Genomic DNA, 18,179 nt, shown 5'->3' on the forward strand with positions numbered 1-18,179 from the left:
ATCGCGGGCAAATCCCGTACCAAAAACCTACGTCGCTATTTTGCGGTGCAGTATACGCGATCTCACGTATCAGTGCGCTGCACAAAAGTGAGCAATCCTAGCCTCATCAATAAGCGTTCTCGAACCAATGGGGTGCTCATGTCAGACGATACAAAACCAGGACTGCCGTCTCCGCTCCGCCGCAAGCTCTTGATGGGAATGGCCGCTTTGCCGGCCATGTCGATGCTGGGCCGTCCGGCATTTGCCGACGTCCCTGCAACCTCTGCGGTCAATACCACGGGTCTTGCAGTCACTGATAGCGAAGTCACGGTCGGCATCCTGCATTCCGTGACCGGCACCATGGCGATCTCCGAGACCGGGTCGGTCGAGGCCGAGAAGCTCGCGATCGAACAGATCAACGCCGCCGGCGGCGTGCTCGGCCGCAAGATCAAGTTCATCCAGGAGGACGGCGCCAGCGACTGGCCGACCTTCGCGGAAAAGGCCAAGAAACTGCTGGTCAACGACAAATGCGCGGCAGTGATGGGCTGCTGGACCTCGGCCTCTCGCAAGGCGGTGCTGCCGGTGTTCGAGCAGTACAACGGCATGCTGTACTACCCGACCTTCTATGAAGGCCTCGAGCAGTCCAAGAACGTCATCTACACTGGCCAGGAGGCGACGCAGCAGATCATCGCCGGCCTCGACTGGGTCAACAAGACCAAGGGCGCCAAGAGCTTCTACCTGCTCGGCTCGGACTACATCTGGCCGCGCACCTCGAACAAGATCGCGCGCAAGCACATCGAGAACCATCTGCAAGGCTGTAAGGTGGTCGGCGAGGAATACTTCCCGCTCGGCTCGACCCAGTTCAATTCGGTCATCAACAAGATCAAGCTGACCAAGCCGGACGTGATCTACGCGATCATCGTCGGCGGCTCCAACGTCGCATTCTACAAGCAGCTCAAGGCGGCCGGCATCGACCTGTCCAAGCAGACGCTGCTCACGATCTCGGTCACCGAGGACGAGATCGACGGTATCGGCGGCGAGAACATCGCCGGCGCTTATGCCTGCATGAAGTACTTCCAGTCGCTCGACAATCCGAATAACAAGGCTTTCGTGCCTGCCTTCAAGAAAATGTGGGGCGAGAAGACCGTGATCGGCGACGTCACGCAGGCTGCCTATCTCGGTCCGTGGCTGTGGAAGTTGACGGTGGAGAAGGCCGGCTCCTTCGACATCGACAAGGTAGCGGCGGCGTCGCCCGGCGTCGAGTTCAAGGGCGCGCCGGAAGGTTACGTCCGGATCCACGAGAACCATCACCTCTGGTCGAAGACCCGCGTCGGGCGCGCCAAGGCCGACGGCCAGTATGAGCTGATCTACGAGACCGCCGATCTCGTCGAGCCGGATCCGTTCCCCAAGGGCTATCAGTGAGCCAGTAGCCCGCATGAGCGGAGCGATATGCGGGATCGCCCGGGTATCGCTGCCGCTCACCCGGGCTACGAAGCTCCACAACGCATCGTGGCGTGGACGTCATCGTCCACGCCACGGAACGAGCGTCGCTTGACCGGCGGCGCGTGCCCCTTGGACTGGAGGACATCATGTTCGGCGACTATTCGATCAGCGATCTCGGCGCCATCCTTGCGATGCAGGGATTTGCCGGGCTCATCCTGTTCTCCGTCTACGTGCTGATGGCGCTGGGACTCGCCATCATCTTCGGCCAGATGGGCGTCATCAACATGGCCCATGGCGAGTTCATGATCCTCGGCGCCTACGTCACCTGGATGACGTCGAACGCCGTGCAGCACGTCGCGCCCTGGCTGTTCCCCGGCTACTTCTTCATCGCAATGATCCTGGCGTTCATCGCCTCCGGCGCGCTCGGCATGCTGGTCGAGTGGGCGCTGATACGCCATCTCTACAAGCGTCCGCTCGACACCCTGCTGGCGACCTGGGGTCTCAGCCTGATCCTGCAACAGGCCTATCGCTCGATCTTCGGCGCGCGCGAGGTCGGCGTCGAACTGCCGGAATGGATGATGGGCTCCTGGCAGGCGACCGACTCCATTCAGATCCCGATCAACGGCATGTTCGTGATGGGATTGACCATCCTGATCACGATCGCGGTCGCCTATGTGCTGTTCTGGTCAAGCTGGGGCAAGCAGGTGCGCGCCGTGGTGCAGAACCGCGTGATGGCGGGCGCCGTCGGCATCAATACCGAGAAGGTCGATCGCTACACCTTTGGCCTCGGCTGCGGCATCGCCGGCATCGCGGGCTCGGCCTTCACCATGATCGGCTCGACCGGACCGACCGCCGGCCAGCTCTACATCGTCGACACCTTCCTGGTCGTCGTGTTCGGCGGCGCCGCTTCGCTGTTCGGCACCATCGCCTCCGCCTTCTCGATCTCGCAGACCCAATCGACGCTGGAATTCTTTCTGTCGGGATCGATGGCCAAAGTGATCACGCTGCTGACGATCGTCGCCATCCTGATGGTGCGTCCGCAGGGGCTCTTCGCGCTCAAGGTCCGCAAATAAGAACAAGCAGGCTGGTCATGATCATCAACTCGCGCTTTTTCAATCGCTCCGAACTGCTCGGCTTCCTTGCGCTCGCAGTGCTGCTGTTTCTCGTCCTGCCGCTGTCGCTCGATATCTTCCGCCTCAACCTGGTCGCCAAATATCTGACCTATGCCTTCGTCGGGATCGGCCTCGTGCTGTGCTGGGGCTATGGCGGCATCCTGAGCCTGGGGCAGGGCGTGTTCTTCGGCCTCGGCGGCTACTGCATGGCGATGTACCTCAAGCTCGAGGCGTCTTCGGTCGCGAACACCAAGATCCAGTCGACGCCGGGCATCCCCGATTTCATGGATTGGAACCAGCTCACCTCGCTGCCTTTCTTCTGGAAGCCGTTCCACAGCTTCCCGGTAGCGCTGATCGCGATCATCCTGGTGCCGGCGATCTTCTCCTTCATCATCGGCGCTGCGATGTTCAAGCGCCGGGTCGGCGGCGTCTATTTCGCGATCATCACGCAGGCGATCGCCGCGATCATGACCATCCTGATCGTGGGCCAGCAGGGCTACACCGGCGGCATCAACGGGATCACCGACCTGCGAACGCTGCATGGCTGGGATATCCGGACCGATCATGCCAAGTACATCCTCTATTTCGTGGAGGTGGTATTGTTGTTCGGCTGCATCTGCGCAGCGCAGTTCATCCGTCTGACAAAACTCGGGCGCATCCTGGTGGCGATGAGAGAGCAGGAGGATCGCGTGCGCTTCTCCGGTTACAGCGTCGCCAACTTCAAGATCTTCGCGTTCTGTGCCGCGGCCGTGTTCGCTGCGATCGGCGGCGCCATGTTCACGCTCGAGGTCGGATTCATGTCGCCGTCCTTCGTCGGCATCGTGCCGTCGATCGAGATGGTGATCTACACCGCGGTCGGCGGCCGGATGTCGATCTTCGGCGCAGTCTGGGGCGCGCTGCTGGTCAATTTCGCCAAGACCAGCCTCTCGGAGTCCTTCCCGCAGCTCTGGCTGTTCGGCCTCGGCGCGCTGTTTATCGCGGTCGTGCTCGCCTTCCCGAACGGCCTCTCCGGCATCTGGGCGGACCACGTCCAGCCGCGCATCGATCGCCTGTTGGCATCACGCAAATCGAAATCGGCGGCCGGCCTGATCGCCGACGGCGCACCGGCCGAGTGAGGAGGGATCATCATGCTCGTCGGCCATCAGCCCAAGGACTTCCTGCTCGCGGTCTCCGGTCTCACCGTGTCCTTTGACGGCTTCAAGGCCGTCAACGATCTCTCCTTCTATGTCGAGGAGAACGAGATCCGCGTCATCATCGGCCCGAACGGCGCCGGCAAGACCACGGTGCTCGACCTGATCTGCGGCAAGACCAGGGCGACGTCAGGCTCGATCCAGTTCCGCGGCCAGGAGCTGACCAGGCTGCGCGAGAACGAGATCGTGCAGGCCGGGGTGGGGCGCAAGTTCCAGACGCCGTCGGTGTTCGAGGATCTCACCGTGTTCGAGAACCTCGAGATTTCCTTCCCGCGCGGCCGCACCGTGTTCGGCTCGCTGACCTTCCAGCGCGACGACACCGTCAGGCAGCGGGTCGAGGAGGTCGCCGAGATGATCTTCCTGAAGGACCGGCTCAACACCTATGCCGACCAGCTCAGCCACGGCCAGAAGCAGTGGCTCGAGATCGGTATGCTGCTGATCCAGGATCCGGACCTCTTGATGCTCGACGAGCCGGTCGCCGGCATGAGTGTGTCCGAGCGCGCCAAGACCGCCGAGCTGCTCAACCGCATCATCAAGGATCGTTCGGTCCTGGTGATCGAGCACGACATGAAGTTCGTCGAGGACATCGCGCACAAGGTCACGGTGCTGCACCAGGGACAGATCCTGTCCGAGGGGACGATGGAGCACGTCAAGAACGATCCGAAGGTCATTGAAGTCTATTTGGGGCACTGACGCATGGCTATGACAGGTCGAGCCGCGAACTCGGTTCACCTCTCCCCGTCGGGGAGAGGTCGGCGCGCAGCGCCGGGTGAGGGTCTTCAGGTTCCACGAAAGAGCGCAACCCCTCACCCGGATCGCATCGGGCGATGCGATCCGACCTCTCCCACAAGGGGAGAGGTAAAGCACAGTCCCCGGTGGTAGGAGCGCGACGATGCTGGCAATCAATGATCTTCACGTTGCCTATGGCCAGAGCGAAGTGCTGCATGGCCTCAACGTCTCGGTCGCGCCCAACGAGATCGTCGCGATCATGGGCCGCAACGGCATGGGCAAGACCACGCTGATGAAATCGCTGATGGGTATCCTGCCGGCCAAGAGCGGCAAGGTGACCATGGACGGCACCGAGCTCGGCGCGATGAAGAGCTATGAGCGGGTGGCGAAGGGGCTCGCCTACGTCCCTCAAGGCCGCATGATCTTCTCCACCATGACGGTGAAGGAGAACATCGAGACCGGGCTCGTGGTGTCAGGCGGTTCCGAGGTGCCCGGCGATATCTACGAATTGTTCCCGGTGCTGCTCGAGATGAAGGGCCGCCGCGGCGGCAATCTCTCGGGCGGACAACAGCAGCAGCTCGCGATCGCCCGCGCGCTGGCGACCAAGCCCAAGGTGCTGCTGCTTGACGAGCCGACCGAAGGCATCCAGCCGTCGATCATCAAGGACATGGCGCGCACATTGAAGCGGATCCGCGATGAGCGGGGATTGTCGATCGTCGTCTCCGAACAGGTTCTCAGCTTCGCGCTCGACATCGCCGACCGCGTCCTCGTCATCGAGAACGGCGAGATCGTCCGCGACGATCCGCGCGCCGGCGTCGATGCCGCACAGATCTCGAAATACTTGTCCGTCTAACAGAGCGTGATCCGGAAGGGTGTGAGGCGGTTATCCGACAAGATCACGCTCAAACTTTCAACTGTGTAACCCAAGGGGAGCATCGCGATGCCAGATACACTGATCAAGGTCGATCTCAGCAAGTCGGCCTATGAAAACGACAAGATCCATAACCGCTGGCATCCGGAGGTTCCGATCGTCGAGTGGGTCAGCCCCGGCGACGACTTCATCATCGAGACCGTCGACTGGACCGGCGGCTTCATCAAGAACAACGATTCCGCCGACGACGTGCGCGACATCGATCTTTCGATCGTGCACTTCCTGTCCGGCCCGATCGGCGTCAAGGGCGCCGAGCCCGGCGATCTCCTCGTCGTCGACCTGCTCGACGTCGGTCCGTTGAAGGAGAGCCTGTGGGGCTTCAACGGCTTCTTCTCCAAGCAGAATGGCGGCGGCTTCCTCACCGACCATTTCCCGCTGGCGCAGAAGTCGATCTGGGACATCAAGGGCCTCTACACCTCGTCGCGTCACGTTCCCGGCGTGAACTTCGCCGGCCTGATCCATCCCGGCCTGATCGGCTGTCTGCCCGATGCCAAGATGCTGGCGGCCTGGAACAAGCGCGAGGCCGAGCTGATCGCGACCAACCCGACCCGGGTGCCGGGCCTCGCCAATCCGCCGTTCGCGCCGACCGCGCATGCGGGCCAGGCCAAGGGTGACGTCAAGGCGAAGATCGGTCTCGAGGGCGCCCGTACCGTGCCGCCGCGCGAGCATGGCGGCAATTGCGACATCAAGGATCTGTCGCGCGGCTCGAAGATCTACTTCCCGGTCTATGTGCCGGGCGGCGGGCTCTCGATGGGCGATCTGCATTTCAGCCAGGGCGACGGCGAGATCACCTTCTGCGGCGCCATCGAAATGGCCGGCTGGCTGCACATCAAGGTCGATCTCATCAAGGACGGCGTCTCGAAATACGGCATCAAGAACCCCGTGTTCAAGCCGTCCCCGATCACGCCGAACTACAAGGACTATCTGATCTTCGAGGGCATCTCGGTGGACGAGGCCGGCAAGCAGCACTATCTCGATGTCCACATCGCCTATCGCCAGGCCTGCCTGAACGCGATCGAATATCTGAAGAAGTTCGGCTATTCCGGCGCCCAGGCCTATTCGATCCTCGGCACCGCGCCGTGCCAGGGCCACATCTCCGGCGTGGTCGACGTGCCGAATGCCTGCGCCACGCTGTGGCTGCCGACGGAGATCTTCGACTTCGACGTCATGCCGTCGTCGGCGGGACCGATCAAGCATATCAAGGGCGACGTGCAGATGCCGATCTCGCCCGACAAATGATCCCTGAGTGATCCCTGCGCGAAGGGTGCGGGACGGCTGCGTATTGGCCGCCCCGCATCCATCGCCGGATGTCACACGACTGCGCAAGGATTAAGGAAATGCCGATCTACGAATATCTCTGCAACGGTTGCGGTCCGTTCACCGACATGCGGCCGATGGCGGAATGCGACCTGCCGCAGGACTGCCCGCAATGCGAGGCGACGTCGCAGCGCGTGATCCTCACCGCGCCGGCGTTCTTCTGCATGCCCTCCGACAAGCGCAAGGCGCACGCCACCAACGAGCAGAGCCGGCATGCGCCGAAGACGCTCGATCAGTACAAGGCGGCGCACGGCCCGGGCTGCGGCTGCTGCTCCACCGGAAAGAAGAAGCCGGCGCGGCTGATGACCAGGACCAAGAGCGGCGCCAAGGGCTTTCCGACCGCGCGGCCCTGGATGATCAGCCACTGACCGCGCAGCCTATCGTCGGTTTTCCTCAAACTGGCGCTGCATCGTCATGGCCGGGCTTGTCCCGGCCATCCACGTCTTTTGCCCGATTGATGCAAAGACGTGGATGCCCGGCACAAGGCCGGGCATGACGGAGAAGCAGGCTCTCAGGCCTGCTCGGCGACTTTCAGGGCCTCGGTGCGGATCTCTTCCACGAGCCGTTCTTTCAGGGCGACGAATTCGGGCGTCGTCTTGATCTTGTAGGAGCGGGGATGCGGCAGATCGACCGTGATCTCGGCCTTGATGCGGCCGGGCCGCGCGCTCATCACGATGACGCGGCTGCCGAGGAAGATCGCTTCCTCGATATCGTGTGTGACGAACAGCACCGTTTTCTGGTCGCGTTCCCAGATCCCGAGCAGCATCTCCTGCATCAGCGCGCGCGTCTGGTTGTCGAGCGCGCCGAACGGCTCGTCGAGCAGCAGGATCTTTGGATCGTTGGCCAGCGCCCGGGCGATCGCGGTGCGCTGCTGCATGCCGCCGGACAGCTGCTTGGGCCAGTGATTTTCGAAGCCCGATAACCCGACCCGGCGGATGAAAGCATCGGCGATGTCACGGCGCTCGCCTTGCGCAACGCCACGCTCGCGCAGGCCGAAGGCGATATTCTCCCGCACCGTCAGCCACGGAAACAATGTGTAGGACTGAAACACCATGCCGCGATCGGCGCCAGGGCCGGTGACCTCGCGCCCGTCAAGCGTGACGCGTCCGCTGGTCGGCCGGTCGAGCCCGGCGATGATCCGGAGCAAAGTGGACTTTCCGCATCCGGAGGGGCCGAGGATGGTGACGAAGTCGTTGTCGCCGACGTCGAGCGTGGTCGGCTCGAGCGCTCTCGTCGGCGCGTTGCCGGCACGAGCGGGGAAGGTTCGCGAGACCTGATCGATCCTGAGCGCGGTCATGCGAGCTTCCACGGGAACAGCCAGGCGTTGAAGGCCTTGAACAGGAAATCGGAGATCAAGCCGATCAGCCCGATCACGATGATGCCGAAGATGATCTGGCCGGTGTTGAGCAGCGCCTGGCTGTCGGTGATCATGTGTCCGATGCCCGACGATGAGCCGATCAGTTCGGCGACGATGACGTAGGTCCAGGCCCAGCCCAGCACCAGCCGGAGGATTTCGGCAATCTCGGGCGCGGCTGAGGGCAGCAGCACGCGGCGGATGATACCATGGTCGCGGGCGCCGAGCGTGTAGGCGGCCTCGACCAGATCGCGCCGTGTGGCGCCGACGGTGACCGCGACCATCAGGATGATCTGAAACACCGCGCCGATGAAGATCACCAGCAGCTTCTGCAACTCGCCGATACCCGCCCACAGGATCAGCAGCGGGATGAAGGCCGACGCCGGCAGATAGCGCGCAAAGGACACAAACGGCTCGAGAAAGGCCTCGATTGGCTTGTAGGCTCCCATCAGAACGCCGAGCGGCACCGCGATGACGGCAGCAAGCACAAACCCGCCGATCACGCGCCAGATCGTCATCCCGATGTCGAACAGAAAGCCTTGCTTGGCGAGCAGCTCATAGCCTTCCTGCACCATGGTGAGCGGGTTGGCGAGGAAAGTCTTCGACACGTGGCCGCCGAACGTCGCCCAGGACCAGAGGGCGACGAACAGCACGAAGAAGGCGAGGCCATAGGCCACGCGCTGCTTCGATGTCGTGGGCTCGAGAGGACGCATCAATTGATCCAGGCGTATCTTATGCGCCGGTCCCGCCCGCTGTGTCGCGAGGCGGGACCGGCCGAAATGGTTGCTGCGTTACTTGATGAAGCTGGCGTCGTAGATGTCCTCGACCTTCGGCGCGGCCTTGATGATGCCGACCTCGAGCAGGAGTTCGGCAGCGTCCTTGTTGAAGGTGAGGAAGTCGCCGGCGAAGAATTTCTGGTTGGCGGCCTTGTCCTGCCAGCGCAGGTACTTTGCCGAGTTGCCGAACTGCTCGCCGCTCTGCTTTACGTCGGCGCCCATGATCTCGTAGGACTTGGCCTGATCCTTGGCGATCAGGTCGAGCGCCTCGAAATAGCTGTCGGCAAGCGCCTGCGCCGCCTTCGGATTGTCGGTCAGGAATTTCGGCGTGCAGCCGAAGGTATCCATCACGATCGGGTAGTCGAGCGTGGTCGCGATGATCTTGCCCTTGTCGGGAGCGGCGCGCACCGTCGACAGATAGGGCTCGTAGGTCATCGCGGCATCGTTCTGGCCGGAGACGAAAGCCTGCGCCGCGGCAGCGGGCTCCAGATTCACCACGGTAACGTCCTTCACCGAGAGGCCGTTCTTCTTCAGCATCCAGGCCAGCGCGAAATAGGGCGAGGTGCCCGGCGCCGATGCCGCGACGGTCTTGCCCTTCAGGTCCTTGATCGCGGCGACGTCGTTGCGCACGGCCATGCCGTCGGCGCCATAGCTCTTGTCGAGCTGGAAGATCTGCTTGGTCGCGACGCCGTTGGCGTTCCAGGAGATCCAGGTCTCGACCGTGGTCGCCGCGCACTGGATGTCGCCCGAGGCGATCGCGAGATGGCGGTCCTTTTGCGGGATTTTCTTCAAGGTTACGTCGAGGCCGTTCTTCTTGAAGATGCCGGATTCCTTGGCGAGCGTCAGCGGCGCGAAGCCGGTCCATCCGGAGATGCCGACGCCGACCTTGACGTCATCCGCTGACGCGGCGGTGGACGCGAGCAACACTGCGATTGCGGAAAATAGCTTGAAAGAACGCATGATTGTCGACCCCTTGAACGATGGATTGAACCCGGTTGATGTCTTGACGTCAGTCGCGGCGGATTGCCGCACGGAGCATGTCGGCGGATGATGGCCCATGATGCATTGCATGAAATATGCCGCGCAAGGCGTCCTCAGCCTCCCTTGAAGCGGGCGACCAGGCGATGCGTCTCGCCTGGGTAATGCAGCCGCACCGCCGTCACCGTGCGCGCGCTGCGCCAGGTGTAGCGGTCGATCACGAGGCAGGGCGCGCCGACCGCGATGTCGAGCGCCTTTGCCGTGCGATCGTCCGCAACAATCGCGCTGATCGTATGCTCGGCTTCCGTCCACGGTACATGATGCAGCAGCCATGATCCCGGCGGTTCGCGCGCAAAGTCGGCCGTCGCGGCCTCAGGCACGGTGGAGAGATCGATCAGCCTGTCCTCGACGGCAAATGGCACGTTGTCGGCGCTGTGCCGGCAGGCGATCGCGATCACCTTGCCGGTCTTGTCCATGCCGAGCCGAGCCCGATCGGCCGATGTTGCGGTACGGCGCCGGCAATCGATCAGCTGATAGCCATAGCTGCGGCCGAGCGCGGTGATCTCGGCGCGGATGTCGGCGATCTTGAGCACCGCCGACAGATGCTGTGGACGGCGCACGAAGGTGCCGGCACGGCGCCGCCGCTCGATCAGGTCGGCCTGCGCCAGTTCCGACAGCGCCTTGTTCACCGTCATGCGCGAGCAGCGATAGCGCGCCATCAATTGGTGCTCGAACGGGATGCGATGCCCGGGCGGCCATTCGCCGGTCAGGATCCGGGTCTCGATGTCGAGCCGGATCCGCTTGTAGAGCGTCGGCTTGCCGGCTGCATTCGGCTTGGCCTGGTCGGAGGCGAGACTCATGCGACGAGCCTCCGCACGCTGGCATTGAACTGCTCGCGCGCCTTGTCGCGCAACCGGTGCCGTCCGCCCGCGACGACCCTGTCGCCGCCGGCCCAGACGCAATCGATCGCGTCGCTGCCGGTTGCAAACAGCCAGCCGTCGAGAACCGCATCGCCTGACCGTCCCGCGAGGGACGGGTGCGCGGTGTCGAGAGACACGATGTCGGCGCGCGCGCCGGGCGCGAGCCCGGCCTTGGTCTGTGCCAGAGCTTGCGCGCCGCCCGCGAGTGCGTGGTCGAACAGGGCGCGGCCGGTGGATGCGCCGGGACGCCCCGAAAGCACGTTGCGCTCGCGGTGCTTCAGCCGCTGTCCGTATTCGAGCTGACGCAGCTCGTCGGCGACCCCGACCAGTACGTTGGAATCGGTTCCGATGCCGAACCGGCCGCCCGCCGCGAGGAATTCGCGCGCGGAAAAGATGCCGTCGCCGAGACTTGCTTCGGTGACGGGGCAAAGGCCGGCAACCGCGCCGCTGCGGGCGAGCGCTGTGACTTCCTGCTCCGTCATGTGGGTCGCGTGAATGAGGCACCAGCGTTGATCGACGGGCGCATGTTCGAGCAGCCATTGCACCGGCCGCTGTCCCGACCAGGCGAGGCAATCTTCGACCTCGCGCACCTGCTCGGCGGCGTGGATTTGGATCGGGTCCGCCTTGGCAAGCGGAATGATGGCTGCGAGCTCGTCGGGTGCTACTGCCCGCAGGCTATGCGGAGCGATGCCGATGTTGGCGCCAGGTAGATCTCGGATTGCCTCGCGCGAGGCAGTCATCAGCGTGGCGAACTGATCGACCGAGCAAATGAAGCGGCGCTGCCCGGCATGCGGTGCGGCGCCGCCGAACGTGCTGTGGGCATAGAAACTTGGCAGCAGCGTGAGCCCGATGCCGGAGGCGCTGGCGGCCTCCGCGATGCGCACGGCCATCTCGGCGAGATTGGCGTAGGGCGCGCCGTCGCGATCATGGTGCAGATAGTGGAACTCGCCGACGCGGGTAAAGCCCCGCTCGAGCATCTCGACATAGAGCAGGGTTGCGACGGCGGCGACGTCGTCCGGTGTCATGGTCAGCGCGAAGCGATACATCGTCTCGCGCCAGGTCCAGAACGTATCGGTCGTGTCGCCGCGCAGTTCGGCAAGGCCGGCCATGCCGCGTTGAAAGGCGTGGCTGTGCAGGCTCGCCAATCCCGGAACCGCCAGTTGGTGACGTTCGTCGCCGGCGCTAGGCGCGACGCCCGCCGTCACCGACGCGATCGCGCCATCGGCAACGACGACCTGCACGTCATTGGCCCAGCCCGAAGGCAGCAGCGCGAATGCGAAATGCAGTCGTGTCATTTTTTCACGCCGGCTGGACAGAACCCGGACACGATTATATGTCTAGACATATAAGTCAAGCATCCCACATCGAGGGGACGATCGCATGGCAGAGCGCTTCGACCGTATCTGGCACAACGCCCGGCTCGCCACGATGCGCAGCGACCGCACTCATCTCGGCGAGATCGAGCGGGGCCTGATCGCGGCGCGCGACGGCCGCATCGTCTATGCTGGTGTGCAGTCGGATTTTCCTGTGGATGCGGACGCCGTTGAACGGATCGATTGCGCCGGCCGCTGGATCACGCCCGGGCTGGTCGATTGCCACACCCATCTCGTCTTCGGCGGCAACCGCGCGCACGAGTTCGAGCTGCGCCTGAAAGGCGCGAGCTATGAGGAGATCGCGCGGGCGGGCGGCGGCATCGTCTCGACCGTCGCGGCAACGCGCAAGGCGACCGAGGCCGAGCTCGTCGCCGGTGCGCTGCCGCGACTCGACGCGCTGATCGGCGAGGGCGCAACCACCGTCGAGATCAAGTCCGGCTATGGCCTCAATGCCGAGACCGAGATGCGGCAGCTTGCGGCGGCACGCAGCCTCGCCCGCCTGCGGCAGGTTGCGATCCGCACGTCGTTCCTCGGAGCGCATGCGTTGCCGCCTGAGGCCAATGGCGACAAGGACCGCTACATCGATCTGGTCTGCAACGAGATGCTGCCGGCCGTGGCCAAGGCCGGCCTTGCCGATGCCGTCGACGGCTTCATGGAGGGGATCGCGTTTTCCGGAGAGCAGACGGCGCGGGTATTCGAGGCGGCGCGGGCGTTGGGACTGCCCGTCAAGCTGCATGCGGATCAGCTGTCCAATCTCGGCGGCGCGGCGCTGGCCGCAAAGTTTTCGGCACTGTCAGCGGATCATCTCGAGCACACCGACGAAGCCGGCGCCGCGGCGATGGCGAAGGCCGGAACCGTCGCGGTCCTGCTGCCCGGCGCGTTCTATTTCATTCGTGAGACGCACAAGCCGCCGGTCGAGCTGTTTCGTAGCCACGGTGTGAACATGGCGCTGGCGACCGATTGCAATCCGGGCAGCTCACCGCTCACCTCGCTCCTGCTGGCGATGAACATGGGTGCAACGCTGTTCCGGATGACGGTCGCCGAATGCCTCACAGGGGTGACGCGGGAAGGGGCGCGCGCGCTCGGCATGCTGGCCGAGACCGGTACGTTAGAGGCCGGCAAGTGGTGCGATCTGGCGATCTGGGACATCGAGCGTCCGGCCGAACTGGTCTACCGCATCGGCTTCAACCCGCTGCACAGCCGGGTGTGGAGGGGGCAATGAGCGATCGGGATGCGCCTGTCGTCGTGACGCCCGGAACCGTCGGCCTCGACGTCCTGGCGCGCGTGCTCGCCGGCGCACCCATCGTGCTCGATCCATCATGCTGGCCGCGCGTCGAGGCGGCCGCGGAGATCGTGGCGAAGGCGGCGCGTATTGACGTTCCCGTCTACGGCATCAATACCGGCTTCGGGAAGCTGGCATCGACGCGCATCGCGCCCGACCAGACCGCGCTGCTTCAGCGCAACCTCATCCTGTCGCATTGCTGCGGAGTCGGTCCGAGCACGCCCGAGCCGATCGTGCGCCTGATGATGGCGTTGAAAGTGATTTCGCTCGGTCGCGGCGCATCCGGCGTGCGCCGCGATGTGATCGAGCAGTTGCAGGGCATGCTGGCGCGCGGCGTCACTCCGCTGGTGCCGCAGCAGGGCTCGGTCGGTGCCTCCGGCGATCTCGCGCCACTCGCCCATATGACCGCGGTCATGATCGGGGAGGGGCAGGCAATCCTTGATGGCAGGCTGGTGTCGGGGAGCGAAGCGCTTGCCGCTGCCGGCCTCGCGCCGTTGACGCTCGGCCCCAAGGAGGGACTCGCGCTGATCAACGGCACGCAGTTTTCCACCGCCTATGCCATCTCCGGCCTGCTGCGTGCGCATCGCCTGGCGTGTGCCGCGCTGGTGACAGGTGCGCTGTCGGTCGATGCGGCGATGGCGTCGACGGTGCCGTTTCGTCCCGAGATACAATCGCTGCGTGGCCATGACGGCCAGATCGCTGCGGCCGCCGCCCTGACCGCGCTGCTCGACGGCAGCGACATCAGGCAATCGCATCTCGAAGGCGACGAGCGCGTGCAGGACCCTTATTGTCTGCGCTGCCAGCCGCAGGTCGCGGGCGCCGTGCTCGACCTGCTCGCGCAAGCCGCGCGTGGGCTGACCATTGAGGCCAATGCAGTGACGGACAACCCGCTGGTGCTGGTGGAGACCGGCGAGATCGTGTCAGGCGGCAATTTCCACGCTGAGCCGGTGGCGTTCGCCGCCGACCAGATCGCGCTGGCGCTCGCGGAGATCGGCGCGACTAGCGAGCGCCGGATCGCGACCCTCGTCGATCCCGCCTTGAACTTCGGCCTGCCGCCGTTCCTGACGCCTGACCCCGGCATCAACTCCGGATTCATGATCGCCGAGGTGACGGCGGCGGCGCTCTATGCCGAGAACAAGCAGCGCGCCTTGCCTTGCTCGATCGACTCGACGCCAACCAGCGCCAATCAGGAAGATCACGTCTCGATGGCCGCCCATGCCGCGCGCCGGCTGTCCGACATGGCCGACAATCTCGCCGCCATCCTCGGCATCGAGCTTTTGGTCGCGGCGCAAGGTATTACGCTGCGCGCGCCGCATGCGACCAGCGCACCGCTCGCGGCGGTCATTGCCGCGCTGCGGCAGCACGTTCCCGCTCTCGCCGCCGACCGCTACATGGCGCAAGATCTCGCCAGCGCAGCCGCGCTGATCGAAGCCGACGCGTTGCCGGCCGCTGCGATCGCGGTGCTTCCGACCGATCCATTTCCAAGACTGACTTAGAAGGCTTGCTTAGCAGGGACATCCGTCATGAACCGCCGACTGGACAACGAACGCATCATCCGTGCTCCCCGCGGCACCGGCATCAGCGCCAAGAGCTGGCTGACGGAAGCACCGCTGCGCATGCTGATGAACAATCTGGACCCTGACGTCGCCGAGCGCCCGAGCGAGCTCGTGGTCTATGGCGGCATCGGCCGTGCGGCGCGCGACTGGGAGAGCTTTGACCGGATTGCCGCCTCGTTGCGCAAGCTCGAAAATGACCAGACGCTGCTGGTGCAATCCGGCAAGCCGGTCGGCATTTTCCGGACCCATGCCGACGCGCCGCGCGTTCTGATCGCGAATTCCAACCTGGTGCCGCATTGGGCGACGCTCGATCATTTCAACGAGCTCGACCGGCAGGGCCTGATGATGTTTGGCCAGATGACGGCAGGCTCATGGATCTATATCGGCAGCCAGGGCATCGTACAGGGGACCTATGAGACGTTCGTCGAGGTCGGCCGCCGGCATTATGGCGGCAGTCTCGCCGGCAAATGGATCCTGACGGCAGGTCTCGGCGGCATGGGCGGCGCCCAGCCACTGGCCGCCACGATGGCCGGTGCCTCGATGCTCGCCGTCGAATGCCAGCCGAGCCGCATCGAGATGCGGCTGCGCACGGGTTATCTCGACCGCCAGGCGACGACGCTCGACGAAGCGCTGGCGATCATTGCTGAAGCGGTCAAGAGCCAGAAGCCGGTGTCGGTCGGCCTGCTCGGCAATGCGGCCGAGATCTTTCCCGAGCTGGTGCGCCGCGGCGTGCGCCCGGACATCGTCACCGACCAGACCAGCGCGCATGATCCGATCAATGGCTATTTGCCGAAGGGATGGACGCTCGCCGATTGGGAAGCCAAACGCGCGGCCGACCCGAAGGCCGTCGAGACGGCGGCCAAGACCTCGATGGTCGATCACGTCCAGGCCATGCTGGATTTTCACGCGCAGGGAATCCCGACGCTAGATTACGGCAACAACATCCGCCAGATGGCCAAGGACATGGGCCTGAACCAGGCGTTCGATTTCCCGGGATTCGTTCCGGCCTATATCCGTCCGCTGTTCTGCCGCGGCGTGGGACCGTTCCGCTGGGCGGCGCTGTCGGGCGATCCCGAGGACATCTTCAAGACCGATGCCAAGGTCAAGGAGCTGATGCCCAACGACAGCCATCTGCACAATTGGCTCGACATGGCCAAGGCGCGCATCAAGTTCCAGGGGCTGCCGGCGCGGATTTGCTGGGTCGGGCTCGGCGACCGCCATCGGCTTGGCCTTGCCTTCAACGAGATGGTGGCGCGCGGCGAGCTCAAGGCGCCGATCGTGATCGGGCGCGATCATCTCGACAGCGGCTCGGTGGCGAGCCCGAACCGCGAGACCGAGGCGATGCGCGACGGCTCCGACGCGGTGTCCGACTGGCCGCTGCTCAATGCTTTGCTCAACTGCGCGAGCGGCGCCACCTGGGTGTCGCTGCATCACGGTGGCGGCGTCGGCATCGGCTATTCGCAGCACGCCGGCATGGTGATCGTCGCTGACGGCACGCCGGAGGCGGCGCGCAGGCTCGAGCGCGTGCTGTGGAACGACCCGGCGACGGGCGTCATGCGCCACGCCGACGCCGGCTATGACACGGCGATCGAATGCGCCCGCGCCAACGGGCTCGATCTGCCCAGCCTGCGCTGAGGGGACTCCTGATCGGGAGTTGTTCGCGGGTTCAGCGGCATCTCCCGGTCGCGGCGCAGGTTAACGAGCAATCTCGTCGCAGCTCTCAACCTTCCGGTTGATGTACGCGAGGTGACCGGCCGGACATGCCTTGATACGGGAAATCGGTGGTGCAGCTACCGGAGATAGGTGGCCCGTGGAGCGCTGCACCTGTGATCCGTCGCGGGTGATACATTAATCTGCCTGCTTTCGCGTCAGCTTCGCTGACAGGATGAGCGGCCAGGGTCCTTGTCTCGTGGCAGATGGCATGCAATCTTCCGCAGCCGGCAACGCTGTTCGAGAGCAACAAGAACAATAATCCCTCTCGTCCCTCCAATTCTGTCGAGGGCCTGATCATGTCGAACCTTACCCAGACGACATCCGCTCCGTGGCGGATAGGAGTGCTGTTCTCGCGAACCGGCTTCATGTCGGTGATCGAGGAGACCCAGTATCAGGGCACGCAACTCGCGATCGAAGAGGTGAATGAAGCGGGCGGCGTCTGCGGCCGCGAGCTGGTTCCCGTTGCCTATGACCCCGGATCGGACTCGGCCGCCTATGGCCATTACGCCAAGCGGCTGATGATCGAGGATCAGGTCAGCACGATCTTCGGCTGCTACACCTCGTCGAGCCGCAAGGCGGTGCTGCCGGTGGTCGAACGGCTGAACGGTCTGCTCTGGTATCCGACGCTTTACGAAGGGTTCGAGGCGTCGCCCAACGTCATCTACACCGGCGCCTCGCCGAACCAGAACAGCCTCGCGCTGTGCCGCTATTTGATGGATACGTTCGGAACACGGTTCTATTTCGTGGGGTCGGATTACATCTATCCGCGCGAGTCCAACCGGGTGATGCGGGAGCTGCTCAAGAGCAATGGCGGCTCGGTCGTTGGCGAACGCTATGTCAATGTCTATGCGCGCTGGCAGGATTTTGTACCGATCATCCAGGATATCAAGCGTGTCAGGCCCGACGTGATCTTCTCGACCGTCGTTGGCGAGGGCACGGTGTTCCTCTATCAGGCCTATGCGAATGTCGGGCTCGATCCAAAGCAGGTGCCGATCGCCAGCCTGACCACGACGGAAGCCGAAATCGCCGCCATGGGGTTCGATGTCGGCGAGGGACACGTCACGGCGGCATCGTACTTTCAGGGCGTCGAGGGCAGCGCCAACAATGCGTTTGTGCAGCGCTTCAAGAAGCGGTTCGGCGCCGATATCTCGACCAACATGTGCGCCGAGGCGTCGTACTTCCAGCTGCATCTGTTCGCGAAGGCGCTCCAGCAGGTCAATTCGCTCGACACCGAAGTGCTCCGCTCGATGGTGTTCGGCACCAGCTTCGATGCACCGCAAGGTGCGGTCACCGTCAACCCGATGTCGGGCCATACCGACCTCTGGACCCGCATCGGGCGCGCCAACCGCCAGGGGCAGTTCGATGTCGTCAGCCAGTCGAAGGAGCCGGTGCATGCGGATCCGTTCCTGATCGGATATGGTCGTGCAACGCAAACAGGAAGCGTCCAATGAACGAAATGTCGCGTAAGCCGTCGCTGAGCCGAGACGTCGGCGGACGCAAGACCATGGTTCAGGAACTTGCCGACC

At 64.1% G+C, this 18,179-nt stretch carries 16 protein-coding genes; 11 read left to right on the plus strand and 5 right to left on the minus strand.

Features of this window, described 5'->3' with window-relative positions:
* The first annotated feature begins 138 nt into the window (after window positions 1-138).
* The 7 genes from urtA (at window position 139) to XI02_RS17125 (ending at window position 7,069) form a co-directional block, all read left to right on the plus strand.
* Complete coding sequence (gene urtA / locus XI02_RS17095; protein ID WP_069278810.1) at window positions 139-1,401, plus strand: urea ABC transporter substrate-binding protein; 1,263 nt, start codon at window positions 139-141, stop codon at window positions 1,399-1,401.
* A gap of 167 nt (window positions 1,402-1,568) precedes the next feature.
* A complete protein-coding gene (gene urtB / locus XI02_RS17100) occupies window positions 1,569-2,495 on the plus strand; it encodes an urea ABC transporter permease subunit UrtB (protein WP_026192568.1) in 927 nt (308 codons plus the stop codon).
* A gap of 17 nt (window positions 2,496-2,512) precedes the next feature.
* The gene (urtC, locus tag XI02_RS17105) at window positions 2,513-3,649 is read left to right on the plus strand and encodes an urea ABC transporter permease subunit UrtC (RefSeq protein WP_016845694.1); all 1,137 of its coding nucleotides are present in this window, start codon (window positions 2,513-2,515) and stop codon (window positions 3,647-3,649) included.
* A 12-nt stretch (window positions 3,650-3,661) separates the two neighbouring features.
* Complete coding sequence (gene urtD, locus XI02_RS17110; RefSeq protein ID WP_172648122.1) at window positions 3,662-4,417, plus strand: urea ABC transporter ATP-binding protein UrtD; 756 nt, start codon at window positions 3,662-3,664, stop codon at window positions 4,415-4,417.
* Window positions 4,418-4,616: 199 nt separating this feature from the next.
* Window positions 4,617-5,306, plus strand: coding sequence for an urea ABC transporter ATP-binding subunit UrtE (gene urtE / locus XI02_RS17115; protein WP_172648121.1), 690 nt, complete (start codon window positions 4,617-4,619; stop codon window positions 5,304-5,306).
* An 87-nt stretch (window positions 5,307-5,393) separates the two neighbouring features.
* On the plus strand, window positions 5,394-6,623 hold the full coding sequence (gene fmdA / locus XI02_RS17120) for a formamidase (protein WP_016845697.1): 1,230 nt from the start codon (window positions 5,394-5,396) through the stop codon (window positions 6,621-6,623).
* A 98-nt stretch (window positions 6,624-6,721) separates the two neighbouring features.
* Entirely contained in the window at window positions 6,722-7,069 is a 348-nt protein-coding gene (locus tag XI02_RS17125) for a zinc ribbon domain-containing protein (RefSeq protein ID WP_172648120.1), read from the plus strand.
* A gap of 143 nt (window positions 7,070-7,212) precedes the next feature.
* Here the strand turns inward: XI02_RS17125 and XI02_RS17130 are convergent, their stop codons facing one another.
* The 5 genes from XI02_RS17130 to XI02_RS17150 all read right to left on the minus strand — a co-directional run bounded on the left by XI02_RS17130 (window position 7,213) and on the right by XI02_RS17150 (window position 12,024).
* The gene (locus XI02_RS17130) at window positions 7,213-7,998 is read right to left on the minus strand and encodes an ABC transporter ATP-binding protein (protein ID WP_018270829.1); all 786 of its coding nucleotides are present in this window, start codon (window positions 7,996-7,998) and stop codon (window positions 7,213-7,215) included.
* Window positions 7,995-8,768, minus strand: a complete 774-nt coding sequence (locus XI02_RS17135) for an ABC transporter permease (protein ID WP_172648119.1) — start codon at window positions 8,766-8,768, stop codon at window positions 7,995-7,997. The genes XI02_RS17130 and XI02_RS17135 overlap by 4 nt, the downstream gene beginning before the upstream one ends.
* Window positions 8,769-8,846: 78 nt before the next feature.
* Entirely contained in the window at window positions 8,847-9,791 is a 945-nt protein-coding gene (locus XI02_RS17140; protein ID WP_172648118.1) for an ABC transporter substrate-binding protein, read from the minus strand.
* A 134-nt stretch (window positions 9,792-9,925) separates the two neighbouring features.
* Window positions 9,926-10,669: a histidine utilization repressor gene (hutC, locus tag XI02_RS17145; RefSeq protein WP_018270832.1), complete on the minus strand. Its 744-nt coding sequence runs from the start codon at window positions 10,667-10,669 to the stop codon at window positions 9,926-9,928.
* The gene (locus tag XI02_RS17150) at window positions 10,666-12,024 is read right to left on the minus strand and encodes a formimidoylglutamate deiminase (RefSeq protein ID WP_069278808.1); all 1,359 of its coding nucleotides are present in this window, start codon (window positions 12,022-12,024) and stop codon (window positions 10,666-10,668) included. Before XI02_RS17150 ends, hutC begins: the two co-directional genes overlap by 4 nt.
* 85 nt (window positions 12,025-12,109) lie before the next feature.
* Here XI02_RS17150 and hutI point away from each other — a divergent pair, with 85 nt between their 5' ends.
* The 4 genes from hutI (at window position 12,110) to XI02_RS17170 (ending at window position 18,104) form a co-directional block, all read left to right on the plus strand.
* On the plus strand, window positions 12,110-13,324 hold the full coding sequence (gene hutI, locus XI02_RS17155) for an imidazolonepropionase (protein ID WP_018270834.1): 1,215 nt from the start codon (window positions 12,110-12,112) through the stop codon (window positions 13,322-13,324).
* A complete protein-coding gene (gene hutH, locus XI02_RS17160) occupies window positions 13,321-14,880 on the plus strand; it encodes a histidine ammonia-lyase (protein ID WP_018270835.1) in 1,560 nt (519 codons plus the stop codon). Before hutI ends, hutH begins: the two co-directional genes overlap by 4 nt.
* Window positions 14,881-14,907: 27 nt before the next feature.
* A complete protein-coding gene (hutU, locus tag XI02_RS17165; RefSeq protein ID WP_018270836.1) occupies window positions 14,908-16,575 on the plus strand; it encodes a urocanate hydratase in 1,668 nt (555 codons plus the stop codon).
* Between the two features lie 374 nt (window positions 16,576-16,949).
* The gene (locus XI02_RS17170) at window positions 16,950-18,104 is read left to right on the plus strand and encodes a transporter substrate-binding domain-containing protein (RefSeq protein WP_038376092.1); all 1,155 of its coding nucleotides are present in this window, start codon (window positions 16,950-16,952) and stop codon (window positions 18,102-18,104) included.
* Window positions 18,105-18,179 lie beyond the last annotated feature (75 nt).

The organism is Bradyrhizobium sp. CCBAU 21365, assembly GCF_015291305.1.
Classification (GTDB): Bacteria; Pseudomonadota; Alphaproteobacteria; order Rhizobiales; family Xanthobacteraceae; genus Bradyrhizobium; species Bradyrhizobium elkanii.

Coding starts and splice junctions, on each gene's coding strand:
- urtA (WP_069278810.1), top strand. CDS start 139: ATGTCAGACGATACAAAACCAGGACTGCCGTCTCCGCTCCGCCGCAAG.
- urtB (WP_026192568.1), top strand. CDS start 1,569: ATGTTCGGCGACTATTCGATCAGCGATCTCGGCGCCATCCTTGCGATG.
- urtC (WP_016845694.1), top strand. CDS start 2,513: ATGATCATCAACTCGCGCTTTTTCAATCGCTCCGAACTGCTCGGCTTC.
- urtD (WP_172648122.1), top strand. CDS start 3,662: ATGCTCGTCGGCCATCAGCCCAAGGACTTCCTGCTCGCGGTCTCCGGT.
- urtE (WP_172648121.1), top strand. CDS start 4,617: ATGCTGGCAATCAATGATCTTCACGTTGCCTATGGCCAGAGCGAAGTG.
- fmdA (WP_016845697.1), top strand. CDS start 5,394: ATGCCAGATACACTGATCAAGGTCGATCTCAGCAAGTCGGCCTATGAA.
- XI02_RS17125 (WP_172648120.1), top strand. CDS start 6,722: ATGCCGATCTACGAATATCTCTGCAACGGTTGCGGTCCGTTCACCGAC.
- XI02_RS17130 (WP_018270829.1), bottom strand. CDS start 7,998: ATGACCGCGCTCAGGATCGATCAGGTCTCGCGAACCTTCCCCGCTCGT.
- XI02_RS17135 (WP_172648119.1), bottom strand. CDS start 8,768: ATGCGTCCTCTCGAGCCCACGACATCGAAGCAGCGCGTGGCCTATGGC.
- XI02_RS17140 (WP_172648118.1), bottom strand. CDS start 9,791: ATGCGTTCTTTCAAGCTATTTTCCGCAATCGCAGTGTTGCTCGCGTCC.
- hutC (WP_018270832.1), bottom strand. CDS start 10,669: ATGAGTCTCGCCTCCGACCAGGCCAAGCCGAATGCAGCCGGCAAGCCG.
- XI02_RS17150 (WP_069278808.1), bottom strand. CDS start 12,024: ATGACACGACTGCATTTCGCATTCGCGCTGCTGCCTTCGGGCTGGGCC.
- hutI (WP_018270834.1), top strand. CDS start 12,110: ATGGCAGAGCGCTTCGACCGTATCTGGCACAACGCCCGGCTCGCCACG.
- hutH (WP_018270835.1), top strand. CDS start 13,321: ATGAGCGATCGGGATGCGCCTGTCGTCGTGACGCCCGGAACCGTCGGC.
- hutU (WP_018270836.1), top strand. CDS start 14,908: ATGAACCGCCGACTGGACAACGAACGCATCATCCGTGCTCCCCGCGGC.
- XI02_RS17170 (WP_038376092.1), top strand. CDS start 16,950: ATGTCGAACCTTACCCAGACGACATCCGCTCCGTGGCGGATAGGAGTG.